The 22,485-nt window shown below is 67.8% G+C and carries 16 protein-coding genes and 2 pseudogenes; 7 read left to right on the forward strand and 11 right to left on the reverse strand.

Annotated features, from left to right (window positions below):
• The first annotated feature begins 172 nt into the window (after positions 1–172).
• The 3 genes from asnB (at position 173) to IE217_RS35010 (ending at position 4,338) form a co-directional block, all read left to right on the forward strand.
• Positions 173–2,086, forward strand: coding sequence for an asparagine synthase (glutamine-hydrolyzing) (gene asnB, locus IE217_RS31135; RefSeq protein WP_190181301.1), 1,914 nt, complete (start codon positions 173–175; stop codon positions 2,084–2,086).
• A 108-nt stretch (positions 2,087–2,194) separates the two neighbouring features.
• Positions 2,195–3,496 carry an O-antigen ligase family protein gene (locus tag IE217_RS31140; RefSeq protein WP_190181302.1) on the forward strand — a complete coding sequence of 434 codons (1,302 nt, stop codon included), beginning with the start codon at positions 2,195–2,197 and terminating at the stop codon, positions 3,494–3,496.
• Entirely contained in the window at positions 3,493–4,338 is an 846-nt protein-coding gene (locus IE217_RS35010; protein WP_229865725.1) for a class I SAM-dependent methyltransferase, read from the forward strand. Before IE217_RS31140 ends, IE217_RS35010 begins: the two co-directional genes overlap by 4 nt.
• 590 nt (positions 4,339–4,928) lie before the next feature.
• Here IE217_RS35010 and IE217_RS35555 read toward each other — a convergent pair.
• Both IE217_RS35555 and IE217_RS31150 read right to left on the reverse strand, forming a co-directional pair.
• Positions 4,929–5,657: pseudogene (locus IE217_RS35555) on the reverse strand (oligosaccharide flippase family protein); the annotation flags it as partial.
• A gap of 78 nt (positions 5,658–5,735) precedes the next feature.
• On the reverse strand, positions 5,736–6,974 hold the full coding sequence (locus IE217_RS31150) for a glycosyltransferase (protein WP_190181304.1): 1,239 nt from the start codon (positions 6,972–6,974) through the stop codon (positions 5,736–5,738).
• Between the two features lie 176 nt (positions 6,975–7,150).
• On the opposite strand from IE217_RS31150, the gene IE217_RS31155 reads away from it, so the two are divergent.
• A complete protein-coding gene (locus IE217_RS31155; protein ID WP_190181305.1) occupies positions 7,151–7,669 on the forward strand; it encodes an acyltransferase in 519 nt (172 codons plus the stop codon).
• A gap of 150 nt (positions 7,670–7,819) precedes the next feature.
• Here the strand turns inward: IE217_RS31155 and IE217_RS31160 are convergent, their stop codons facing one another.
• A complete protein-coding gene (locus tag IE217_RS31160; protein WP_190181306.1) occupies positions 7,820–9,028 on the reverse strand; it encodes an MraY family glycosyltransferase in 1,209 nt (402 codons plus the stop codon).
• The gene (locus IE217_RS31165) at positions 9,025–10,098 is read right to left on the reverse strand and encodes an NAD-dependent epimerase/dehydratase family protein (RefSeq protein WP_190181307.1); all 1,074 of its coding nucleotides are present in this window, start codon (positions 10,096–10,098) and stop codon (positions 9,025–9,027) included. Before IE217_RS31165 ends, IE217_RS31160 begins: the two co-directional genes overlap by 4 nt.
• 252 nt (positions 10,099–10,350) lie before the next feature.
• Here IE217_RS31165 and IE217_RS31170 point away from each other — a divergent pair, with 252 nt between their 5' ends.
• Positions 10,351–11,631 (forward strand): nucleotide sugar dehydrogenase, encoded by a 1,281-nt coding sequence (locus IE217_RS31170; RefSeq protein WP_190181308.1) that lies wholly within the window; start codon positions 10,351–10,353, stop codon positions 11,629–11,631.
• 1,101 nt (positions 11,632–12,732) lie between these two features.
• Here the strand turns inward: IE217_RS31170 and IE217_RS31175 are convergent.
• The 4 genes from IE217_RS31175 to IE217_RS31190 all read right to left on the reverse strand — a co-directional run bounded on the left by IE217_RS31175 (position 12,733) and on the right by IE217_RS31190 (position 16,768).
• Entirely contained in the window at positions 12,733–13,701 is a 969-nt protein-coding gene (locus IE217_RS31175; protein ID WP_190181309.1) for an NAD-dependent epimerase/dehydratase family protein, read from the reverse strand.
• Positions 13,698–14,852 carry a glycosyltransferase gene (locus IE217_RS31180; RefSeq protein ID WP_229865727.1) on the reverse strand — a complete coding sequence of 385 codons (1,155 nt, stop codon included), beginning with the start codon at positions 14,850–14,852 and terminating at the stop codon, positions 13,698–13,700. Before IE217_RS31180 ends, IE217_RS31175 begins: the two co-directional genes overlap by 4 nt.
• 189 nt (positions 14,853–15,041) lie before the next feature.
• Positions 15,042–15,923, reverse strand: coding sequence for a glutaminyl-peptide cyclotransferase (locus IE217_RS31185; RefSeq protein WP_229865730.1), 882 nt, complete (start codon positions 15,921–15,923; stop codon positions 15,042–15,044).
• Between the two features lie 140 nt (positions 15,924–16,063).
• A complete protein-coding gene (locus tag IE217_RS31190; RefSeq protein WP_229865740.1) occupies positions 16,064–16,768 on the reverse strand; it encodes an LAETG motif-containing sortase-dependent surface protein in 705 nt (234 codons plus the stop codon).
• A 348-nt stretch (positions 16,769–17,116) separates the two neighbouring features.
• On the opposite strand from IE217_RS31190, the gene IE217_RS31195 reads away from it, so the two are divergent.
• Complete coding sequence (locus tag IE217_RS31195; protein WP_190181313.1) at positions 17,117–18,589, forward strand: tyrosine-protein kinase domain-containing protein; 1,473 nt, start codon at positions 17,117–17,119, stop codon at positions 18,587–18,589.
• Complete coding sequence (locus tag IE217_RS31200) at positions 18,586–19,197, forward strand: arsenate reductase/protein-tyrosine-phosphatase family protein (RefSeq protein ID WP_190181314.1); 612 nt, start codon at positions 18,586–18,588, stop codon at positions 19,195–19,197. Before IE217_RS31195 ends, IE217_RS31200 begins: the two co-directional genes overlap by 4 nt.
• Positions 19,198–19,490: 293 nt before the next feature.
• Here the strand turns inward: IE217_RS31200 and IE217_RS31205 are convergent.
• From IE217_RS31205 to IE217_RS31215, 3 genes and pseudogenes are all read right to left on the reverse strand, one after another.
• A pseudogene (locus IE217_RS31205) lies at positions 19,491–20,084 on the reverse strand (IS5 family transposase); the annotation flags it as partial.
• A 597-nt stretch (positions 20,085–20,681) separates the two neighbouring features.
• Positions 20,682–21,377: a class F sortase gene (locus IE217_RS31210; protein ID WP_190181315.1), complete on the reverse strand. Its 696-nt coding sequence runs from the start codon at positions 21,375–21,377 to the stop codon at positions 20,682–20,684.
• 112 nt (positions 21,378–21,489) lie between these two features.
• The gene (locus IE217_RS31215; RefSeq protein WP_190181316.1) at positions 21,490–22,185 is read right to left on the reverse strand and encodes a hypothetical protein; all 696 of its coding nucleotides are present in this window, start codon (positions 22,183–22,185) and stop codon (positions 21,490–21,492) included.
• Positions 22,186–22,485: the final 300 nt, after the last annotated feature.

A 22,485-nucleotide genomic window follows, 5' to 3' on the forward strand; every position in this document is an offset into this window, starting at 1 on the left:
GGTGCCGCTCAGCCGGCCTGCGCCGGCAGCGGTCACGGCGCCCCGGCCGCCCTCACCCGATAGCACCATCGCCCTGCGGGTTGCCCGTTATAGGGCAGTTGCGCCGGTATGGTGCGTTCGCGGATGTGCTCGGTGGTTCCTTTTGCCCATCACACCTCAACAGGGAGAGCAGATGTGCGGCGTAGCGGGCATGGTGTCGACGGCGTCGCCCGATCCGGCAGACCTCAGGAGCATGTGCGACCTCCTCGCCCATCGGGGTCCGGACGGTGAAGGCTTCTACATCGATGACCACGCCGCCCTCGGCATGCGGCGCTTGGCCGTCATCGACGTGGGTGGGGGCGACCAGCCGGTTTTCAATGAGGCCCGCAGTGTGGTTGCTGTTTTCAACGGGGAAATCTACAACTACCCGGATCTTCGCCGTGACCTGCTGAGCCGCGGCCACACCTTCCGTACGAACGGCGACAGCGAATGCATCGTCCACCTGTATGAGGAATACGGTGAGGACCTGGTCCACCACCTGCGCGGGATGTTCGCCTTGGCCGTCTGGGACGCGGACACGGCACGGCTGCTGCTGGCCCGCGACCGCGTCGGCAAAAAGCCGCTGTACTACCGGGATGTTTCCGGCTCGCTGACCTTCGCCTCCGAGCTCAAGGCGCTGAACGCCGTCGCCCGCAGTCACCGCGAGGTCGACCCGGAGGCCCTTCACCACTACTTGACCTACCAGTACGTGCCGGCACCCTGGTCGATCCTCCGCGGCATCCGCAAACTGCCGCCCGGCTGCCTGCTTTCCTGGCAGCGCGGTCAGGTACAGGTACGGCGCTACTGGCGGCTGGACTTCTCTCCTGCCCCCGTCACGAGCGAGGAGGAGGCGGCTGAGCGTGCCCGGGAGCATCTGCTGGAGGCGACACGGATCCGCATGGTCTCGGAGCGGCCACTGGGAGCCTTCCTGTCCGGCGGCATCGACTCCTCCGCCGTCGTGGCAGCCATGGCGCGGGTCTCCGCAGAGCCCGTGAAGACGTTTGCCATCGGTTTCGACGACGCCCGTTTCGATGAGCGGTCGCACGCCCGTGTGGTGGCGCAGCGGTACGGAACCGATCACCACGAGTTCGTCGTTGACGCCGCCGCGTTGGACATCCTGCCCGCACTCGCCTGGCACTTCGACGAGCCGTTCGCCGATGCGTCCGCCATTCCCTCGTTCTATGTGGCACAGCTCAGCCGCCAGCAGGTGACGGTCGCGCTGAACGGTGACGGTGGTGACGAGTCCTTCGGCGGGTACACACGCTATGCCCGCCTGGCCCGCATGGAACGGTTCCGGGTCCACCGTGCCGCGCACCCGGCCCTCAGGTATGTGGGCCGGATGCTGCCCGCATCCCGTTCAGAGCGCTGGCGCAGGGCCGGCATGGCCCTGACCATGCTGGGCGAGACGTCGCAGCGTCGATACGCCCGGATGATGTCCTACTTCACGCCGGAGCAGAAGCAGGCTCTCTACACGCCGTGGTTGCGCGAGGCGACGTCGGCAAGCGAGAGCTACGAGCTGCTGGAACAGGCCTTCCACGGATCGCGGGCCGCCAGCAGGATCAACCAGCTCATGGATGTCGACGTGAACAGCTACCTGCCAGGTGACCTCCTGGTCAAGGTGGACATCACCACCATGGCCAACTCCCTGGAGGGGCGGTCGCCGTTTTTGGACCATCACCTCATGGAGTGGGCGGCGCGCCTTCCCGCGGAGTTCAAGGTGCGGGGCACGACCACCAAGTACCTCCTGAAGAAAGCACTGGCGGACTGGCTCCCGCACGAAGTGCTGCACCGGCCCAAGCAGGGATTCGGTGTGCCGCTGGCGCACTGGCTGCGCACAGAGCTGAGGGACGTGGCCCGCGATGTGCTGACCGACCGGACCGCGCGGTGCCGGGGATTCTTCCGGCCCGAGGCGGTGCGGACCATGCTGGAAGAACACCAGGACGGCAAGGACCATGCGCGCCAGCTGTGGGCGCTGATGCAGTTCGAGCTCTGGCACCGCAGATTCATCGACCAGCCGCAGTGGGGAGCGCCTGCGGCGTCCGCAGAGCCGCTGCGGCGTATCGGCTGACCGGTGCGGAACGCCCAAGCGCCCTGCTCGCGCTCCCACACCGTGCCCACCCTCTCGACGGGGCGGTTCGATGCCTTCCTCGCCGACGGATCTGCGAAAGGACGCGTGATGGCCACCGCCAGGTCGAACCCGAGTGCGCACCTGACCGCTGTGATCAGCCAGGTGGCGCTGCCGGCCGCGGCGCCGGCCGCCGTGTTCCTCGTGCTGTTCCATGGTGCTGTGGCCGCTGCGGCAGCGGCGGCCTTGTGCCTGGCCCTGGTGGTCTGGCCGCGACCGGACGTGGCCCAGCTGATTCTGCTCGGGCTGGTGCCCGCGATGGCCGCTGCCGGCGCCGGCGGTACGGCGCTGCCCGCGATGGTCTTCGGCGCTGTGGTGTTGTTCCTCTTCCGGGCCGCACTCAACGGTATCCGGCTGCGCGTGGATGTCTTTCTCATCCTGCTGTTGGTCTCCACCGTCACAGTGAGTTGTCTGCTGCCCCAGGAGACGTTCCCCACCGAGCGGCCGTGGAAGGCGTGCGCTCTTCTTCTGACAGGCCTGGGCCTGCTGACCTGCGCCATCCTGGTGCCGCCGGATCCTCGGCGCATCGCGCAGGTGGTGACGGCATCGGGCGCGGGCGTCGCGGTATACCTCCTCGCCCGGGGGGCGTACACCTCCGGCCGCTTGACGGGGCTGGGCCTCAACCCCAACTACGTCGGAGCGGGCTTGGCGCTCTTTGTCGTTGCCGGTGTGGGACTGGTCCGGTTCAGCCGTTCATGGTGGTGGCTCGTGCCGGCCGCGGTCTGTGCCTATGCGCTTGTGGAGACGCGGTCCCGGGGGGCATTCGTGATGGCTGCCGCAGGCCTGGCCTGCGTTCTGCTCGTCGGTCGCCCCCTGCGCCACAAAGTGCTGATCGCGTGCGCGCTCCTTGCCTCGGTGGCGCTGCTTCCGGGCAGCCTGGACTCGCTGGAAGGCAGCCTCACCGGCAGCAGGACGGCGACCGAGCTCACGGCGAACACGGAAGTGCGTAAGCAAGCCGCCCTGCTGGCCGTCCGCGTGGCGCTGGACCATCCGTTGCGCGGCATCGGGTATGCGATGTTCCCCGACTACGCCCGGGCGTCTGCCTCCCTGGGCATTTACATCAACACCCACAACGACTATCTGAGGCTGGCCGCCGAGGCCGGACTGGTGACGCTGGCCGCCCTGGTCGTCCTCCTGTGGCTCGGCCTGGCCCGCCGGTACACGGGATATCACATCATCCTGCAGTCACTGTGCGTGGCGTACGCGGTCGGCCTGCTGTTCGCCAACGCCCTTGCCGACCTTTTCATTTCCACTCCTTTCTGGGTTTCCCTGGGGTGCCTGCTGGCCCGAAGCGCCTACCGGAAGCCGGCCGCATCCCTGCCTTCCCCTCGTGAAAGAAGGAACGCTGAATGATCGACTGCAAGACCGAGATCAGCCAGGGCCGGCGGTTCGCCTTCGGCCAGAACTGGCTCCGGTTCGGGCAACTGATCGACGAGGAGCGTGTCGCCCGGGCCCGCAGATCGCTGGAAACGGCCCTGTCCACCACGGACCTGACCGGACGGACCTTCCTGGACATCGGCTGCGGCAGCGGGCTCTTCTCCCTGGCGGCCCAGCGGATGGGTGCGCAGGTACGGTCCTTCGACTACGACCCGGACTCGGTGAACGCCGCCGAGAAAGTGCGCCAGGAGTTCGCCCCGCACAGCGACTGGAGCATCTGCAGAGGTTCCATCCTCGACAGCGCGTTCGTGCAACAACTGGACCAGGCCGACATCGTCTACTCCTGGGGGGTCCTGCACCACACAGGTGCCCTGTGGACGGCGATGGAGGCGGCCTGCGGCCTGGTGGCCCCGCGCGGGACGCTGTACGTGTCGATCTACAACGACCAGGGAGCCGAGAGCCGGATCTGGACGTCGGTGAAGCGACGCTACAACACGTCCGGGCCCCTGGCGCGCCGCCTGCTGCTGACGGGCACCGTGCTCTATCTCGGCAGGCACTACCCGTTGCGCGCCGCCGTCAGGGTCGCCAACCGCCTCCAGGGCACCGCCGAGGAGACTGTCTCCCGGCCGCGGGGCATGTCACGTAGGCATGACCTCGTGGACTGGGTGGGAGGCTACCCCTTCGAGGTCGCCTCGCCGGAAGAGGTCTTCTCCTTCTGCCGCCAGCGGGGTTTCGAACTGCGCCACCTGAAGACCTGTCGGGGAGGAATCGGCTGCAACGAGTTCGTGTTCGCCCATGGCTCTGCCGTCGGCGGGTGACAACGTCCAGGCACTGGACGCGCAGCGCACCGGCCGGTCCGCAGGTCGTGGCACCGGCCGGTGTGGAGCGCACCGCAACGACGCTTCACCTCCACGCTGATCCGCCTTCCTTCGGCGCTGGTCGGAAGCAGCGATCTCCAACCGATGCCGCTCAGACGCACGAAGTAGGTCACCTGGAAGGCGACGAGCACCAAGTACGCCACAGTGGAGGCGACCGCGCAGCCGACCGGCCCCTGACGGGGAATCAGGACGCCGTTCAGGCCGACGTTCACCACCAGCGCGACCAGGGACGGCAGGACGACGACACGCGACGATCGCATGCGCAGCAGGAAACTGGACAACGGCCGGCCCGCTCCCAGTAGCAGGACGCCGGGAACCAGACAGGCCACGACCGTGGCCGCTTCGGCATACGCATGACCGTACACGGGGGTGATCAGAGCCGATACGGCGGCCACGGTCGTCACCGCCGACGCCATGCCCAGCAGGACCATGAAGCGGACAATCCGCGCCGTGACCAGAGCGGAGTCTGCGACATCGGCGTCGAACTGCCGGGACAACGTCACTTGTGCGAACACGTCGACGGCCAGCCGGCTCAGTTCCGCCAAGGTGACCGCGAGGGTGTAGATCCCGACGTCTCGCGGCCCGCCCAGGGCGTTGAGCAGGAAGACGTCCGATCTCAGGAGCAAGTACCCGGCCGCGGACCCGGGGTGGAATCGCAGTCCCCTGCCGCACGTCGCCCGAGCCAGACTCAGGTCGAGCCGCCCGGCGGTGACTCCGCCCGCGGCGACGAGTACGGCCAGCGAGACCGCGAACGAGATCACCCAGACGATCACCACCAGCCGGACGGTGAGCAATCCGGTCACCCCGAGCACGACCAGGCACAGACACTGGATGACCCCACTGGCCAGCATGGCCCACCCGGCCACCTGCGGACGGTCGCGCAGGACGGTGATGTTCGTCCCGTACAGCACGCTCATGCCCAAGGGGACAGCGCAGCAGGCCGTGACCAGGAGCCAGATGTCCGGGATGTTGCCGTGCCCCTGGAACGCCACCCCCACCCCGACCGCCAGGACGCCGGCCGCGGTGCCCACGGACATTCCCAGGGGAACGCTGTTCGCCTGGAGCGAGGACCGTCGCCCCTTCTGCGCCCACATGGCTGTCTGCGCCTGTTCGACGGAGAGATGTCCCAGTGCCATGGCCGTCGTGGCGAAGGCGACGGCCATGTAGTACGTTCCGCGCCCTTCGACAGGCAAGGCCCGGGCCACGACGACGCTGGCGACAATGCCCATGGCGAGCGTGCCGGCGCGGGCCGCCAGCATCCACAGGAATCGCGGTTGGCGGTCAGTCACAGTGTCGGGAACCTCCGGGCGGCGATCAGTCCCGCGGGCTGCTCGAAATCATGTGGCGTTGCGGTGCGCGTCACGGTTGCCGTCGTCATGTGGTTCGGCATGCCGGTCACACGCAGTCCGGTCCAGCAGCCGGCCGTAAAGTGTGAGGTACCGGTCCACCATGGTGTCGGCTGTGAGGTTCGCCAGGGCCCATTCGCGTGCCCTGCGCCCCAGCATGGCGGCATTTTCCCGGTTGCCGAGCATCTGACGAAGTCCGTCGGCGAGGGCCGGCGCGTCTGCAGGCGGCACGAGGACCCCCCGTCCCTGGAGGAGCTCTGGTGTGCCGCCCACCGCCGTGGCCACGATCGGACGGCCCACTGCCATGGCCTCCATGACGGCGTTGCTGGACCCCTCGAACAGTGACGGCAGTACCACCACGTCGGCCCGCGTCAGAAACCCCGATACGTCGGTGCGGGCACCGAGAAACCGGGTGTCGATGCCCCGTTGCACCGCCAGTTGCTGCAGCGCCGGGCGCTGCGGACCGTCGCCGACAAGGACGAGGGTGCAGGGGGCCCCGGTCTCCTGCAGTTCCGCGCAGGCTTCGAGGAGGTACCGGTGTCCTTTGTGGGTGGCCAGGTTGGCCACGCACAGCACCACGGGCAGCGACGTGAGGACGTCGGCTGGTGCGACGGTCTGGAACTCCCTCGGTGCCATCCCATTGGGGATGACAGCGATCTTCTGTGCCGGTACGCCCTCATCGCGCTGAACCTCGTCGGCGATCGCAGTCGCATTCGCGACCAGGAAGTCCGTCCATCGGGTAGCGACCTTCTCCAGCGCCAGTGCCGTGCGGTTTCCCCTCTTGAAGAAACCCAGGCTCCGGCGCCCCGCAATCAGCACCGGCACGCGTGCCATGCGTGCGGCGGGAGCCGCCAGCACGTAGGCGTGGAACAGAAAAGCTTGGAGCACTTGCGGTCTTTCCCTGCGGAGGAAGGACACCAAGCGTACGAAGGCCCGGACGTTACCGACGGCCGACCTCAACCCCAGGGAGCGGCGTTGGAAACCGAGCCTGACCACCGATACACCCGATTCCCGGAGTTCCTCTTCCCGCGGGCCCGTATCGAACAGCACCAGCAAATGGGTGCGGATGCCCCGCCCGCTCAATCCCCGGGCGAGCAGGACGAGTTGTTTCTCCGCACCCCCGAGACCCAGCTGGCCGATCAGCAGGCATACGCGAGAGGGAATGTGATCCTGCCCGGCACACGGAGCGCCCGGTTTCCGGTGCGCTGGCGCATCGTCAGTCAAAGGCATGTGCGGCACAACCCATTTTACGAGGATCCTGGATGTCGTGACATATCCTATGCTTCACGCTGAACACAGAGCCCGTTTTTTGGCGGACCTATCTCCGCGTGTCCGAGCGGAGCGACTTCCTGCGCAAAGACGTGTGCCGCCGCCTCCCAGAACCAGACAACGGAAGGAACGCCGAAATGAAGAATCGACTCTGCGTATGGGGTGTCCGCTGCTTCTACAAGTTGATCGCGCAGCGGCTGCACTGGCGCCTTCCGGGCGCCCGGACCATTCGGGGCTGGTGCGCACACACGATCTGCGCAGACGTACAACTGCCGGTCACGATCAATGCCCGTGTGGGTCTTCCCCGGTCCTTGCGCATGGGCAGTTACGCCGGCATCGGCCAAGGAACCCAGTTCCTGGGACTGGGCTGCGTGTCCCTCGGCGCTCACCTGACCATGGGCCCCGACTGTCTCTTCATCACAGGCGACCATCCCGTACCCAGATCCGGAGGGAACTTCCGGGACCATGCCCCGGTGCATGCGGACATCGTCGTGGAAGAAGACGTCTTCCTCGGCGCGCGGGTCACCGTCTTGCCGGGGGTGACCATCGGCCGGGGTGCTGCTGTCGGGGCTGGAAGCGTAGTGACGAAAGACGTTCCGGCCGAGGTGGTCGTGGCGGGAAATCCGGCCCGGGTAATCCGAGCTCGCACGAAGTGAGCAGACGCTCCTGGCTCACGGCGCAAGGAGGCGCCCTGACCTCACTGCCGGCCGGCCGCTGATGGCCCGGTCCGCTGCCCTGTTCCCGGCATCCGGGGCAGGGAACAGGGCGGCGGGGGAGCCGAAAGTCCCCACTCCCGGCACGCAGCGTCATTGCTGCGTGACCGCAGCGCCTGCCGTCGGGGACAATGTGGTGGTTGCCTGCCCGCCCTGCGGAGGCGGCCCCACGACCGGCTGAAGCGGCCCGGTGCGGTTTCGGGCCCCTGCGCTGTCCCTCAGCCGCATGGCCAACCGGGTACGGCCGGCCACTGGCGACCGGGCCGGCCCGTCGACGCAGCGCACAACGGTTGCGCCGGAGGGAACTTTGAGCAGTAGCCCCACGGCGCCCGCCCCCACGAGGCAGGCGGCGGCAAGCGCCACGCCGGGAGCGAGCAGCCCGCGGATCACCAGCGTGGCGGACAGGCAGCACACCACCGCGAAAACGCTCAGGCACCGGACGACCTGCTGCACGGTCATCCCCATCCACCGCAACCGGTGGGCGATATGGTCTGTGCCACCCTGCAGCAAAGGCCGCGACTCCAGATAGCGGGAGAGCATCACCAACGTGGTGTCCAACGTCGGGACAAGGGTGGCCAGCAGCAGGCTGGCGGGTCCACCCAGGCCTGCGACGTCGTCGTGCACCACCATCATGGCCGAGGCCAGGGTGAAGCCGAGGAAGAGCGAGCCGGCGTCGCCCAGGAAGATCCGTGCCGGATGCCTGTTGTGGAAGAGGAAGCCGAGACAGGACCCGGCGAGGGCCGCCATCACGACACCCATGCCTGCCGCACCCTCAGCCAGAGCGGTCAGGCAGAGAAATCCGCTGATGACGACGCACAGAGAGGAGGCCGCGCCGTCCATGTTGTCGAGCAGGTTGAACGCGTTCATCACGAAGACGATCCACAGGACGGACAGGACCACGTCCAACGTGCCGCCGAACACATCCGGGTGCCCTCCCACGAGGACCACGACCGCGGCCGCCACCGTCTCGGCGCACAGTCGAATGCCCGGACTGAGCTGGCGCAGATCGTCGACGAGTCCGAGGACGCACATGAGAGCCGCCCCCACCAGCAGTACACCGAGGACCGGATCGAAGGCGCGCCCGGCGAATGCGGCGCCCGCGCCCGCGGCAAGGGTGGCGACCGCGATGGCTACACCCCCGAGATAAGGCGTTGGCCTGGTGTGCGCCTTGCGAGCGCTGGGATGGTCGGCGATCCCACGGTGGAGCGCAAAGCGCCTCAACGGCTCCGTCAGCAGCAGTCCGAGCATCAGCGCCACGCCGCCGGCGCCCGCCGCGGCCACCTGTGCGTCCACGTCGGTCACCGCCCTGCCACAGCGGTCTCGGCAACGGGCCCATGGGGCACGGGGAGCCGTCCCCCCGGGGCACCTGGCACCCGGGCCGACGGGTCGTGGGCGACCGATGCGGCACGGGCGTCCGTGAGGGCGTCGGCGATGACGTCAGCGAGCGTGTGGCGAGGCCGCCAGCCCGTCAGGAGGTGAAGCTTGGTCGTATCGGGGACCCGCCGTTCCATGTCCTCGAAGCCCGGTCCGTAGGCTTCGGCGTAGGAGACATGCTCCACCCTCGAGGTGCTGCCGGCCTGGGCGATGACGCGGTCGGCGAGCGCGCGGACGGTGACCTCCTCTTCCCCGCCGATGTTGAAGGTCTCTCCCACCGCCTTCGGGTCGTCCAGCAGGAGCAACAGCGCCGCGACGGCGTCGGCGACATGCAAGAAGCACCGTCTTTGACCCCCCGTCGCATGGACCGTCAGCGGCTCACCGCGCACCGCCTGTTGGGCGAAGCGGGGGATGACCATTCCATACGCCGGGCTCTGGCGGGGACCTACGGTATTGAAGAAGCGGACGACGGTCGACTTCAGTCCTCGCTCCTGGTGGTAGAGACAGGCGAGGATCTCATCCACCGCCTTCGCCGTGCTGTAGGACCACCGCGCCACGCACGGGCTGCCCAGGACCCGGTCGGAGGTCTCCTTGAGCGGTCCCGATGAGTTCTTTCCGTAGATTTCGGAAGTGCTGGCGATCAGAATCCTACGGTCCTGCCGCAGTGCGGCCTCGATGACGGTCTCGGTTCCCTTCGTGTTCGTGACGAATGACCTCAGCGGCTGCTCAACGATGAGTTTGACCCCTACGGCCGCAGCCAAATGGACGACGGTGTCGCAATTCTTCACCAACTCGTCGACGAGTTGCGCGTCCAGGACGGAGCCGCGACAGAATTGGAAGTGCGGGTTCGTCCGGGCCCGTGCGAGGTTGTCCTGCCGTCCGGTGGTGAGGTCGTCGAGAACCACCACGCTGTGTCCGTTCGCCAGCAATGCGTCCACCAGATGGGAGCCGATGAAGCCCGCTCCACCGGTGACAAGGTAACGAGAACTGCGATCCATGTTCGGCTTCACTCCGGTTCGGGTGGGTCTGATTCCGCGGAGCTCGACGGCTCCTGAGCCAACGTCACCTATGTGACGATGGACGGAAGTTGAAACCCCCCAGGTAAACCTCAACTCCCCGGCGTATCTGTCCGTTACGGAATCAGGGTGACGCTGGTGAGACACATTCCGTGGAGTACTCACAAGATCCATCGCGCATGCATCAATGGGCCGGGCATATGCCATTACCCCCGACAGGACGGAGTGGTGAGAGTGCGTCAGGAACACCGTGCCGACAAGGGCAGGCTGGTCGTCGTAGGTCTGGGATACGTAGGTCTTCCCCTGGCTGTGCGGGGCGTCGAAGCGGGATACTCCGTCGTCGGCGTGGACACGGACGAGTTGCGAGTGAAGCGCCTGAACGCATGCGACTCCTACATCGAAGGTGTCAGCGACGCCTGTGTCATGGCCGCAGCGGACAGCGGCCGCTTCCGCGCCACCACCGGGTACGAACAGATCGATGCGTTCGACGTATGTGTCATCACCGTGCCGACACCCTTGCGCGAGGGGGTACCGGATTTGAGCTTCGTCGAGTGCGCCGGACGGAGCATCGCCCCGCATCTGACACCCGGCGCCACCGTGATCCTCGAGTCCACCACGTATCCGGGAACGACCGAGAGCCTGCTGCGCCCGCTACTGGAGGCGGGCAGCGGGCTGAATGCCGGCAGCGACTTCCACCTCGGCTACAGTCCCGAACGCATCGACCCCGGCAACCCCGACTGGCATCTGGAGAACACCCCCAAGGTGATCTCCGGGATTGACGCCGCCTCGCTGCGCCGCATCAAGCGCTTCTACGGTGACATCGTGGAGCGTACTGTGCCCGTGACTTCCTGCCGGACGGCCGAGCTGACCAAGCTGCTGGAGAACACCTACCGCCACGTCAACATTGCACTGGTCAACGAAATGGCCATGGTGGCAAGGCAGTTGGGAGCTGACATCTGGGAAGCCGTGGAAGCCGCCAGCACCAAGCCCTTCGGGTTCATGCCGTTCAGGCCCGGTCCAGGGGTGGGCGGGCACTGTCTGCCGGTGGACCCCTCCTATCTGTCCTGGCAGGTCAAGAGGCTGCTGAAACAGGATCTGCGGTTCATCACACTGGCCAATGAGATCAACGATCACATGCCTGAGCACGTCGTCCGGCGCGTCACCCGCGGGCTCAACGACCGCGGCAAGCCGGTCAGAGGCTCCCGGGTGCTGCAACTGGGGCTGGCGTACAAGAAGAACACTGGTGACATCCGCGAGTCTCCGGCCCTCGTGCTCGCCCGGTCACTGCTCCAACTCGGCGCCCAGCTGGTCGTGGTGGAGCCGCACACCGATGCGTACCTCGTCCCCTTCGACATCACCCGCGTAGAACTCACCGAGGCGGAGATCCGGGCGGCCGACGCGGTCATCGTGGCAACCGACCATGATGCCTTCGACTACGAGCTCGTCGAAGAAGCCAGCGCCTACGTACTCGACACCCGCAACCGCTGCCGCGGGGCACGGGTCGAAGTTCTCTGAAAAGGGGCCGCTCACGATCAAGCGACCTGGGTGTTCTCGGCCCAGCACGGCGCACCCGGCGCTTGCTGTCTGGGCTCGACGTCGTTGCGCCCGACGAACGAAGGCCCCGCCGCCGCACGGCCCGGGACAAGGCCGTGCTGACAGCGAGGACACAGCCGTCGTATCCGGCGAGCGCGACGATGCCGGTGGTACCCGGGACGGTGGCCGCGGAGACGTCGTCATCCGCTGGCCGTCCTCGAGCGGGGGGCCTGGGCAGCGTTGTTCCGTTCCGGGCTCGCGGTCGCCTGCACGGCCGTGAGCCCCAGAGCGGCCCGCTCCGAGGGTCGCACCGCCCAGGGCGGCCATGACGGTTCTGCGGGTTGCGCCGACCGGGCCGCCAGCCGGCTCAGGGGCGGGCTCGCGTTCTGAGGAATGGAGGAAGGGGGCCTCAGTCATGCGGTCAGAAGGGGGCGTCTGCCAGTCCATGGCATCGATCAGATGACCGGTGAATCGGGCGCGTTACGAAATTCACCGCTGGTTCCTGCGGGTCCCGGGCGGGGAGCACGGGGCTGAACGGGGCCAGGGGTGGCGGGGAGTCCTCCGTCTGTACAGCGCAGCCGGATGTGCCGTGGTCGTCAGCGGTGGCGGCACGGCATCAGGCGGGCTGTTGCCGAGCGGTTCCCCCGGGAGGGCAACCACGGCCACCGCTCTCGGGCGACGGGCAAAGGTCTTGCATGCGACTGCCCGCGAGAGGTCGAAGGCGCCTGTCCGTGCAGGCAGTCGCCATCGACCTGTCCGCACCACCGCGCTGACGTCGACCGGGGGCGCGATATCGGGGGTGCCACGATCCTCCTGGTCGACGACGTCCTCACCGGCGGGGCCCCCTTCCAGCACGTCGCGCTCCGGCTCCGGGCGACCGGCGCCGCTGACGTCCGTGGACCAGTCCTCGCATGCGTTCCGGCGCCGTGGCGGTCGCAGCCGAGCTACGGCGCTCGACGCCAACCCCGGTGGCTGGCGTCGACGCATAAAGCCTCCACCTGTCCCGGACCGGTTCACCGGGCGAGGACATCGCGGCGATGACGTTGACGCGGACCCGTTCATTCTTAGGGCTGATGACGTACCCTACGTTCGCCGGTCAAGATGCGTGCCGGTCTCAGCGTATGCCGGCAGAGAGCGAAACCAGCTGACGGTGTCAGCCAGTCCCTGTTCCAGGGGCACCGCCCTGAGCCGCGCGAAAAGGCTGCGGAGCGCCCCGTCGTCGGCCTGCGAGTCCCGTACGTCACCGCGTCGGGCCGCCTCGTGGCGGATCTCGATCGTCACCTCGAGCGTCTTGGCAAGCTGGTGCGCGAGTTCCAGGACGCTGACTCGGGTACCGAAGGCCAGGTTGACCGGGTTCGGGCACGTTACCCTGCGCAGGACGGCCTCGGCGAGCACCCGTGCGACCGTGCCGACGTAGGTGAAGTCACGGGTCTGGTGGCCGTCCCCGAAGACTGTCAGTGGCCGGCCGCGCAGCGCCGCATCAGTGAAGGCGGGGACGACCGCGGCGTAGGCGTGTCCGGCAGGTTGCAGCGGGCCGTAGACGTTGAAGAAGCGGAAGGCCAGGGTCGGAAGACCGAAGGCGGCAGCGTATGCGAGCGTATAGGACTCGGTCGCAAGCTTGCTGGCCGCGTAGGGGCTGAGCGGACGGGTAGGAAGGTTCTCGTGCTTGGGCAGGTCGGTGACCGACCCGTACACCGAGGACGAGGACGCGGCGACCAGGTGGGTGTTCCGGCGGCGGCATGCCTCAAGCACACGCACCGTCCCGGTCGCGTTGACTTCGTGGCTGGCGAACGGATCCGCCAGGGAACGCGGCACGGACGGCCGTGCGGCCAGGTGGATCACTGCGTCGGCACCTGCCACCACGTCGCCGACCAGATCCCGGTCGAGAATGCTGCCTTCGACCAGTTCCACGTCCGTTCCGGCGAGGTTGGCCGCAGATCCAGTACTCAGGTCGTCCAGGGCGACGACCTTGCCGATGGAACCGTGGGAAGCCAACTCGCGGCAGAGGTTCGCCCCGATGAACCCGGCGCCTCCGGTCACTACGACATTCAACGGTTCTCACCTTTCGGTTGAGGTGTCGGCCACCAGCCGCGGTCACCGGCGATGGAGGCGTACAGGTCGTGGGTGTCCTGAACCAGGCGCTCGGCTCCGAACCGCTGTGTTGTCCAGGAGCGGGCCTGCTGTCCCATGCGGTGGCGAAGCCGGTCGTCGAGGAGAAGTTCGACGACGTGACGGCTGAGGTCCTGGACGTCCGGCGGAGCCAGGAAACCGGTGTCCCCGTGCTGTACCACTTCAGCCACACTGCCCACGTTCGTGGCTACGGTCGGTACGCCGGCAAGACCCGCCTCGATGAGGCTGACCGGCATGCCCTCGTTGTCGGAGGTGAGCAGTACCAGATCCGAGGCGGCGTACACGGTCTCCACATCGGCGCGCCAGCCCAGCAGGCGCATCGACTGGCTCAGATCTACGGCTGTTTCCAGTTCGTAGTGCAGGTCTCCGTCCCCGCAGACCACAAACCGGGCGTTCGGTACGGCGCGGCGTACCTCTCGCGCCACTGACAGGAATCGGTCGGGCCGTTTGACCCTGGTCACGCGCCCGACGTAAGCCACGACGGGGCAGTTCTCTGGCAGGCCGAGCCGCTTGCGCGCTTCGGAGCGCGGGGGCGGCGCGGCCAGAGTGGTTCCGGGCGGCACCACTGCGTATTGCTGGGGTCGGCCGATTCCAGCAGCCACGAGGTCGTCACGGACTTTGCTCCCCACCGCCACCAAGCGGTCTGTGACGGCCGCCAGGCCGCGTTCGGCGCCTACGACCAGCCGCGTCTTGGCCGGTGTGAAATAGCCGTGCAGGAGGTGGCCGTGAAACGTGTGCACGCGCACGGGAACGTGCGCGATCACGGCCGCCATGCGTCCGAGTGTGCCTGCCTTGGCGGTGTGCGTGTGCACGATGTGCGGCCGGAACCGGCGCATCGCCATGGTCAGTTCCACCAGCGCACGCAGGTCAGCAGCGGGCATCACTGCCCGGCCCAGGGTGGGAACCCGGCAGACCTGCACGTCGCGAGCCCGCTGATGCACGTAGTCGGCCTCGTCCGGGCCGACGAATCCGGTGTAGAGCCGATGGTCGAACAGTTCGGTGTCGAGCCCGCGCATCAGCGTGGAGACTTGAAGGGCCGGTCCGCCCACGTTCATTCGGGCGATGACCCTCATCACCCGGATACGGGAGCGTGCGGAATCGTCCTTGCAACCTCGGGCAACAACCATTCAGCCTCACCGCGTTCCTGGCCGACCGCTGAGGCAGGCACCGATACATGATCACGACGGACATTCATGCTGGCAGGACGGGGCGAGGAGCCGACGCTGACGTGCCGTCCGCCGGAGACGGGCCACACCTATGGCCTACGCGACCGGTTTGCGCCTGCTTTCCCTCCGCTCCGCCTGGCCTGGGCCCCCAGTCGTCCGGGCCGGCACGAACGTCACGCGGAACATCGTGGGCCAGAATTTCCCGGTGATCAGAAACTGATCCGTTCCAGGGATGGCTGCGATGCCGTTCAGTGTGGCGCCCGGGGCAAGCTCATCCCCGCGGATCAGGCCCGATGCGTCGATGCTCGCCGTCACCGCTCCGCTGGCGGGGTCGATGCGCACGATCCGGTCGGTGAAGAGCACGTTGGCGTATACGGCGGCCCCGGCGCACTCCAGCTCATTGAGCTTCGACACCGGGTGCCCCCGGTCGGTCACGACAACGTCGCCCGTTCTCGCGAGCGTATGGGGGTCACGGAACGTCAGCCGTGCCGAGCCGTCACTCGTCACCAGCCGACGCCGTGCCCGCTGGAGGCACATTCCCCAACCGTCGTCCGGGTAGGGGACGCGGCGCACCTCTGCGAGGGTCTTGGCGTCGCGCTCGAGGGCGATCCGGTCCCGCCAGGTCAGTTGCCACAGGGTTTGGCCGAGCAGCGTGATTCCCTCGCCGAAGAGCGGTGCCGGCAAGGTCGCACGCGCCTTGGGTGCTTTGCCCGGAGTCCCGGCTCGCACGGAGGACTGAGCGGGCAGCCCGGTACTCTCGTAGAGGGTACCGCCGGACATCTCAAGGCCCTCGGTGAACGCCTTCGGGTCATGCGGCAGAGTCTGCAGCACTTCGACCCGCAGGGACTCGACCGGGTGGCGGGCGGCCGACCCCGCCCCGTCGCCGGGGTGGTGAAGGGCGCCCTCCACGGCGTAGGCGCTGTCTGCGTGCTGACCGGCAGGACACGCTCCGAGCGCCAGCGCACCGGCAAGTGCCACGATCCCCAGCCGCCCCAGACGTTGGGGGAGGCGACGGCCGTACCCGGTCGGCCTGCCGGAGGCGCTGTGCCCGGACGTGCGGACGGCGTCCCGGCCGGGGCCGGGACGCCGTGGTTCCGCTGTGCGGAGGTCTGCCTCCGTCATGAATTGCGGCGACGACGCACGGCCAGCACCGTGCCGCCGCCCGTCACGAGGAGTGCCGCTGCGGCACCGCCCAGAGCCAGGGTCTTGTCGTTGCTGCCCGTGTTCGCCAGGCTGGCCTCGTGCGGCCGTGCGCCCGCATGGGCGGGACCGCGTCCGTCGTCCGCCCCGCCGTGGTCGTGTCCGCCGGTGTAGTCGGGACCGCGTCCGTCGTCCGCCCCGCCGTGGTCGTGTCCGCCGGGGTGCTCGGGCTCACCCGGGGGCTCCGGGCTCGGGTGGTGCGGCGGGGTCGGGCTCGGGCTCGGGGTCGAGCCGATTGGGCCCTGCACGTAGATGCTGACGCCGACGCTGCGGTCGGGCCTGTCGGACGTGAGGCGCAGGACATGCCAGCCGGTGGGGGCCGTCCGCGGAATGGTCACTGTTCCCGACACCGCTCCGGTGGCGTCGGCCCGGAACCGGCCGAGAACGATCGGCCTCGATTCGAGCAGCGCCGTGACGAGCGAACCAGGCTCGAAGACGCTGGTCGAGCTGAAGCTCAGCGAGTCCCCGGCTGTCACAGTGGTGCTGCCGACGGTCAGGATCGGCCCCGCCGGCGGATACGGTTGCGCATGGGCGCTCTGGGCAGCTGCCAGCGGTGCCGCGACGAGCAGGGCAGCGGAGGCTGCCGATGCCAGTGCGACGCGCCATCTGGACGATGTCGCCATCTTCTTCACTCACTTTCCTTGACTTCGGTCCCGTCCGGGCCACTGCTGTCGACCGGACTCAAGATCTGGTTCTCAGAAGCTCGGCATATCAAATAAATGGAACATATCTGCGCCAACTAACGCGGCGTCGTCCAGGAGACACCGGATGGGGTAGTGCTCGTTTCTCGATGGCCCACGCCACTGCTGGGTGAGGTCGCCCGAGTTGTGTGCCGGTCGGGTTCATTTGCTGGCCGGTTGAGGGTGGCTGCCCCATACGTAACGCGTGAATCCCTATCGTTCGGCTGTGCGCAACAGCGAACAAAATGCTCAGTTTCGGGCCGTTTCCTTCGGCCCTACAAGGGGTGCAGCTTGGATCTCCACGGATTCCTGAAGGCTCTTGCCAGACGCTGGCCGACCGTCGCGATCTGCCTGGTGCTCGCGACCGGCGCGGCGCTAGCCGCGACCTACTTGAGCGTTCCTGTCTACGAAGCGAGGACCCAGCTCTTCGTCGCCACCCGCAGCAGTGATGATTCCGCCCAGCTGAACCAGGGACAGAGTTTCTCGCAGGCACGCGTCCAGTCGTACGCGGCGATCGTGGCCACCCGCCAAATCACCGCACCTGTGGTGAAGAAACTCCGACTGCGCACCACGCCGGAGGAACTGGCGTCACGGATTACCGCCTCCGCTCCGCTCAACACCGTACTCATCGACATCGCCGTCCGGGACACCGCACCCAAACGGGCTGCGCGTATCGCCAACGCCGTCGCGGAGCGGTTCAGCGCAGTGGTCGAGCGACTGGAGACCCCCACGCACAACTCCAGCCGGACCCACTCCAAGAAGGGCCGCGCTGGCGACGGATCAGCAACATCACCCGTGTCCCTGGGCGTCACACAGGAGGCCGTAGCCCCTGCCCATCCGGTCTTGCCCCGCCCGCTGCTGAATCTGTCCGTGGGATTGTTCGGCGGCCTGCTCCTCGGTGCCGCAGCAGTCGCCCTGCGCGAGACCCTGGACACCACACTCAAGACCAGCGAGGCACTGAGCGAGTTCACCTCGCTACCGGGCCTCGGTACCATCCCGTACGACAGGAACGCTCCCAGACAACCGCTCGTCAGCGCCGACGGTCACTCCAAACGCGCCGAAGCCTTCCGTAAGCTGCGCACCAATTTGCAGTTCTCACAGGTCGACAACCCGCCCCGGATCATCCTGGTGACGAGTTCCGTGCCAGGTGAGGGCAAGACCAACACCGCGGCGAACCTCGCCCTCTCGCTTGCCGAGGTCGGCATTTCCACCTGCCTGGTCGACGGCGATCTGCGCCGCCCCTGCGTCGCCTCCGTCTTCGGCCTGGTCCAAGACGCCGGCCTGACCAGCGTCCTTATCGGACAGGTCAGCATCGACGACGTCATGCAGCAGGTCGAGGGCCGGCTCTCGGTGCTCGCCAGCGGCCCCGTGCCGCCCAACCCCACAGAGCTGCTCGCCTCCGCGCGTATGGAAGAGGTGCTGCGTGAACTGGCAGACACCTACGAGGTCGTGATCGTCGATACCGCGCCCCTGTTGCCCGTCGCCGACACCGTCGGACTCGCCTCGCTCGCCCAGGGCTCTCTGCTCGTCGTCCGCGCCGCCAGGACCAGCCGGGACCAGGTTCACACGGCTGCGGCATCACTGGAGCGCGTAGGCGCCCGCGTGCTCGGAACCGTCTTCAGCATGGCGCCGGTCCCCAAGGGCGACCGTTATGGCACCTACGGTCGATACGGTGAACTGCCCGCTCCTCGCGCCTCGGCCTCTGAGGAAGAAGCGGGCGAGACCGCGAGCGCCGCAGACACCAGCGGCGCCGGCCAGAAATGATCCGGGTCCTGTTCGTGTGCACCGGCAACGTGCACCGTTCCGTGCTCGCCGAGCGGCTGCTGGCTGCCCGGCTTGTACCCGGCTCGGCCGTGCAGCCGGAGAGCAGCGGAACCCAGGCGCGGCCCCGCCTCGGGATGGAGGCCGCCACCCGAGCGGTACTGGAGGAGTTGGGCGGTGACGGCGCGGGCTTCGCCGCTCGTCCGCTGACCACCCACCTCGTCGCGGAAGCGACGCTGGTCCTCGGGCTCGCACGCGAGCACCGGGAGGCCGCCGTCCGCCTGCGGCCGTCGGCGCTGCGCCGCTGCTTCACCCTGAAGGAGTTTGTCCGTCTCGCCACCGCAGGACCCGACGGAGCACGGGGCACACAAGATCCGGCGGAAGCGCGGCGCTTTGATGAGGTGGTGGCAGTCGCGGCTGCCCGCAGAGGTGCCACCGGTTGCGTTTCGCCAGCCGAGGACGACATCGCGGATCCGTGGGGAAGACCCCGGCATGTGCTGTACGAGTGCGCCTGCCAGATCGACGGGGAGGTGACCAGGCTTGCTGGGCTGCTGAACGGCGGGGCGGCAAGGACGCGGACCTCTGTGTCTGCAAGCTCCACGCCGCAATGACTTGTCCTAGCAGTCCCAGCTCTGCCGCACCGGCCGACTGACTGACCGGCGACCAGCGGTCGGATGCCGTGCAAACAGGCCGGCTGCTGTGCTGGTACTTCATAATGATCACGTCCGGGGCTGGGCAACAGTTCCGCCGGATTGAGCCTGCTCGGCAGTCCGCATCACGCTCGCTCATGCCCTGGCATCCGACCACCGGATGCCGGATTGCGGTCACCGGCGCCGCCGCGTGTTGCCCAGGAAGAGCCGGTCCTCGTGGCGGCTCCTGGTCCTCAAGGGGCGGGGGACCAGGAGCCGCCATCAGACGTCATCTCATGTGGTCGGTCTGCGGGAGCAGATGAGGGTGTCGGCGGTATGCCTTTCACCAGAGGAATCAGGGCCTGGCTGCCGTGCAGGTTCGCCCCAGAGATCCCGACGGACAAGAGCAGACCGGTCCGCTCGGTGATCAAGTGAACCTTCGAGCCGTACTTGCCCCGGCCCACAGGATTCGGGCCTGTCAGGTCCCCCCTTTTTCAGAGCCCGCATGTTCACCGAGTCGACCACGCAGCGGGACCAGCCGAGCTCGCCGCGGGAGCCGAGTTCGTCCAGGACCAGGCGTTCGTCCAGGACCAGGCGATGGAGCCTGGCCCACACCCTGGCCGCCGTCCACTCCGCGAAGCGCCGATGGGCCGTCGCACCCGACGGTCCGAACGACACCGACGGCAACTGCTGCCACGTGCAGCCAGACGCGGCCACGAACACGATCGCGGCCAGCACCTCCCGGTCACCGTGGCGACGCCGGCCACCAACCCTTGAGGCCGCACCGGCGCCTGCGGCACCACTCGCTGGAACAGCTCCCACAACTGGTCCGGCACCAGCCGCTCAACGATCCCCACCACGACCGGCAGCCCACCCGGGCAGCCAATTGAGATGAGGTCTTACTCGCTGCGCGCGGTCACAGCCTGGCAACCCCCACGTCAGCGTCGCGTGATGCAGGCGCAGGCGCCCGCGTGGTCCGCGTTCAGGAACGACTGCAGCATCCAACCACGGGAAGCACTCCCGTCCCCGCCCCTCAAACCAGCCGTCCCAGACGCGGACGCCGAAGACCGGCTCGCTGACAAGACGATGACGCAGCTGACGCTCGCATAGCCCGCCGCCAACCCATCATGTAGCGGCGCGTGATGTCCGTAGCGGGCAGTACTTCTCACAGAACACAGGTAAAATCCACTTCGCGTGTGCCAGAACTGCCTCGCGATAACGCCGCACTTTGAGGGACTTCCGCGGATCCGATCCCCTCTGGCGCGATCGGCTCTGTGCCGCTGACGAAACTCTCGCAGCGAGGCCTGACGGCCCTCAAGCAGCAACTTCAAAAACCCCGGGTCGCTGGCACCTGCACCGCTGGCAGCCCAGGAGGTGTCTCGAATCTCGTCAGGCTGACGTACCCGTCCTGCTGCGAGAACGCCGTGGCGGGCGAGTAACCGGAGCGCTGCCCGGATCCCGGTCGCTCATTTTTGGCGAGCCGGCTTCAGGTGGGCGAACACCACCACGTTGTCCTCGTAGTCCTTGGCAGTGCGGTTGAACGTGCCTCCGCAGGTGATCAGGCGCAATGTCGGTGTGGCAGTGTCGGCGTAGACCTTGTCATCCGGAAAATCTGACTTGCTGAAGGTCTGCACCGAATCGACCTCGAAGTGTGCGACGACACCGTCAGCCCGGGCGATGTCGACGGAATTGCCAGCCTCGAGTGACTCCAGATCCGCGAAGACCGCGGGACCGCTCTGTGTGTCGAGGTGCCCCACGACGATTGACGCACCGCGCTCGCCAGGGGATGCACCCTCCCTGAACCATCCGACGAGGTTCTTATTGTCCATGGGTGGTACCTGGAGCCGACCGGACGGGTCAAGGGACAGCTTGGTGAACGGCGCGTCGACGCCGATGGCCGGGATCGAGATCCGGGTGGGCACGGACCGGGGAAGCGCCTTGTCGTCGGCACGGGCCGCCGTGGGCCGCTGGGAAGAGGGCGTGATGACCGAAGCGGGTTTCCCGAGGCTCTCGACGGGGTGGTGAACAGACTGGTGAACGAGCAGCGCACCCACCCCCACCCCCGCTGCCAGTGCCGCCAACAACAGAGGTCTCCGGCGCCGCCGTGTGAGATTGCCATCGGTGCCGGGCTGATCCGCCCCAGGTGACTGCGAGGAGACCATGCGGATACCTTTCGTGGATAGTGGACGGTGAAGGGGAATGCCGCTGCCGCGGTCTTCGTCACCCTCGGGTGTGACGAAGACCGCGGCGCTGTGTGCCGGACCGAAGAGGACGTCAGGAAGTAGGGGCGTTCGACGTCTTGCGGCGGCGCATCATGTACGCCCCCGCTCCCAGGCCGCCCAGGGCAAGCACGGCACCGGCGCCCAGGCTGCCGCTGGAGTCCGCCAGACCGCCGCCACCGGCGTGGATGCCGCCGTGCGGCTTCTCGCTGCCGCGGCCGCCCTCCTCCTTCGAACCGCCGTCGTCGCCGCGCCCACCCTCGTGCGAGGAGGAGCCACCGTCCTCGTTGCGGCCGCCCTCATCGCTGCCGCCGTGGTCCCCGCCGTGGCCGCCGTCGTCGCTGCTCCTCATGGCCAGCGCGCCGCCACCGGCGTGGATGCCGCCGTGCGGCTTCTCGCTGCCGCGGCCGCCCTCCTCCTTGGAACCGCCGTCGTCGCCGCGCCCACCCTCGTGCGAGGAGGAGCCACCGTCCTCGTTGCGGCCGCCCTCATCGCTGCCGCCGTGGTCCCCGCCGTGGCCGCCGTCGTCGCTGCTCCTCATGGCCAGCGCGCCGCCACCGGCGTGGATGCCGCCGTGCGGCTTCCCGCTGCCGCGGCCGCCCTCCTCCTTCGAACCGCCGTCGTCGCCGCGCCCACCCTCGTGCGAGGAACTCTGGTCGTAGCCGTCACCCTTGGACGAGTGGTCCCCGCCACGACCGTTGTCTCCGGACTCGTCGCCCTGCGAGTCCTCCTGCGACCCGCCGTGGTCCATCACCGCTTCGTGTGAGGATCGCGGTGCGGACAGGTTCATGGCGCCGGCAACGGGAGCGGACAGAGCCACGGTCGTGGCGACGGCCGCAGCGGTGAACAGAGAACGAGTGATACGCATGGATGTTCCTTCCGTCGCCACTGCGAGAGCCGGCACGCTGCCGGCTCACTCGGATCGCAGGTACGACATGATCACATTCAGGGCAAGTGATGACAAAGTCCACTGGAACGCACCATTTGGACTACGAAAAGACCAGATGACCGTGCACCTGACCGCCATTCAGGTGCCCCGGTCTCCGCAGTG

The sequence above is a fragment of the Streptomyces naganishii JCM 4654 genome (assembly GCF_014650575.1).
Lineage (GTDB): Bacteria > Actinomycetota > Actinomycetes > Streptomycetales > Streptomycetaceae > Streptomyces > Streptomyces naganishii.

Excerpts from the sequence above, each read along its gene's own strand:
- IE217_RS35010 (WP_229865725.1), top strand. The coding sequence starts at position 3,493 with ATGATCGACTGCAAGACCGAGATCAGCCAGGGCCGGCGGTTCGCCTTC.
- IE217_RS31150 (WP_190181304.1), bottom strand. The coding sequence starts at position 6,974 with ATGCCTTTGACTGACGATGCGCCAGCGCACCGGAAACCGGGCGCTCCG.
- IE217_RS31190 (WP_229865740.1), bottom strand. The coding sequence starts at position 16,768 with ATGGCGACATCGTCCAGATGGCGCGTCGCACTGGCATCGGCAGCCTCC.
- IE217_RS31180 (WP_229865727.1), bottom strand. The coding sequence starts at position 14,852 with ATGAGGGTCATCGCCCGAATGAACGTGGGCGGACCGGCCCTTCAAGTC.
- IE217_RS31210 (WP_190181315.1), bottom strand. The coding sequence starts at position 21,377 with ATGGTCTCCTCGCAGTCACCTGGGGCGGATCAGCCCGGCACCGATGGC.
- IE217_RS31140 (WP_190181302.1), top strand. The coding sequence starts at position 2,195 with ATGGCCACCGCCAGGTCGAACCCGAGTGCGCACCTGACCGCTGTGATC.
- IE217_RS31215 (WP_190181316.1), bottom strand. The coding sequence starts at position 22,185 with ATGGACCACGGCGGGTCGCAGGAGGACTCGCAGGGCGACGAGTCCGGA.
- IE217_RS31165 (WP_190181307.1), bottom strand. The coding sequence starts at position 10,098 with ATGGATCGCAGTTCTCGTTACCTTGTCACCGGTGGAGCGGGCTTCATC.
- IE217_RS31155 (WP_190181305.1), top strand. The coding sequence starts at position 7,151 with ATGAAGAATCGACTCTGCGTATGGGGTGTCCGCTGCTTCTACAAGTTG.
- asnB (WP_190181301.1), top strand. The coding sequence starts at position 173 with ATGTGCGGCGTAGCGGGCATGGTGTCGACGGCGTCGCCCGATCCGGCA.
- IE217_RS31200 (WP_190181314.1), top strand. The coding sequence starts at position 18,586 with ATGATCCGGGTCCTGTTCGTGTGCACCGGCAACGTGCACCGTTCCGTG.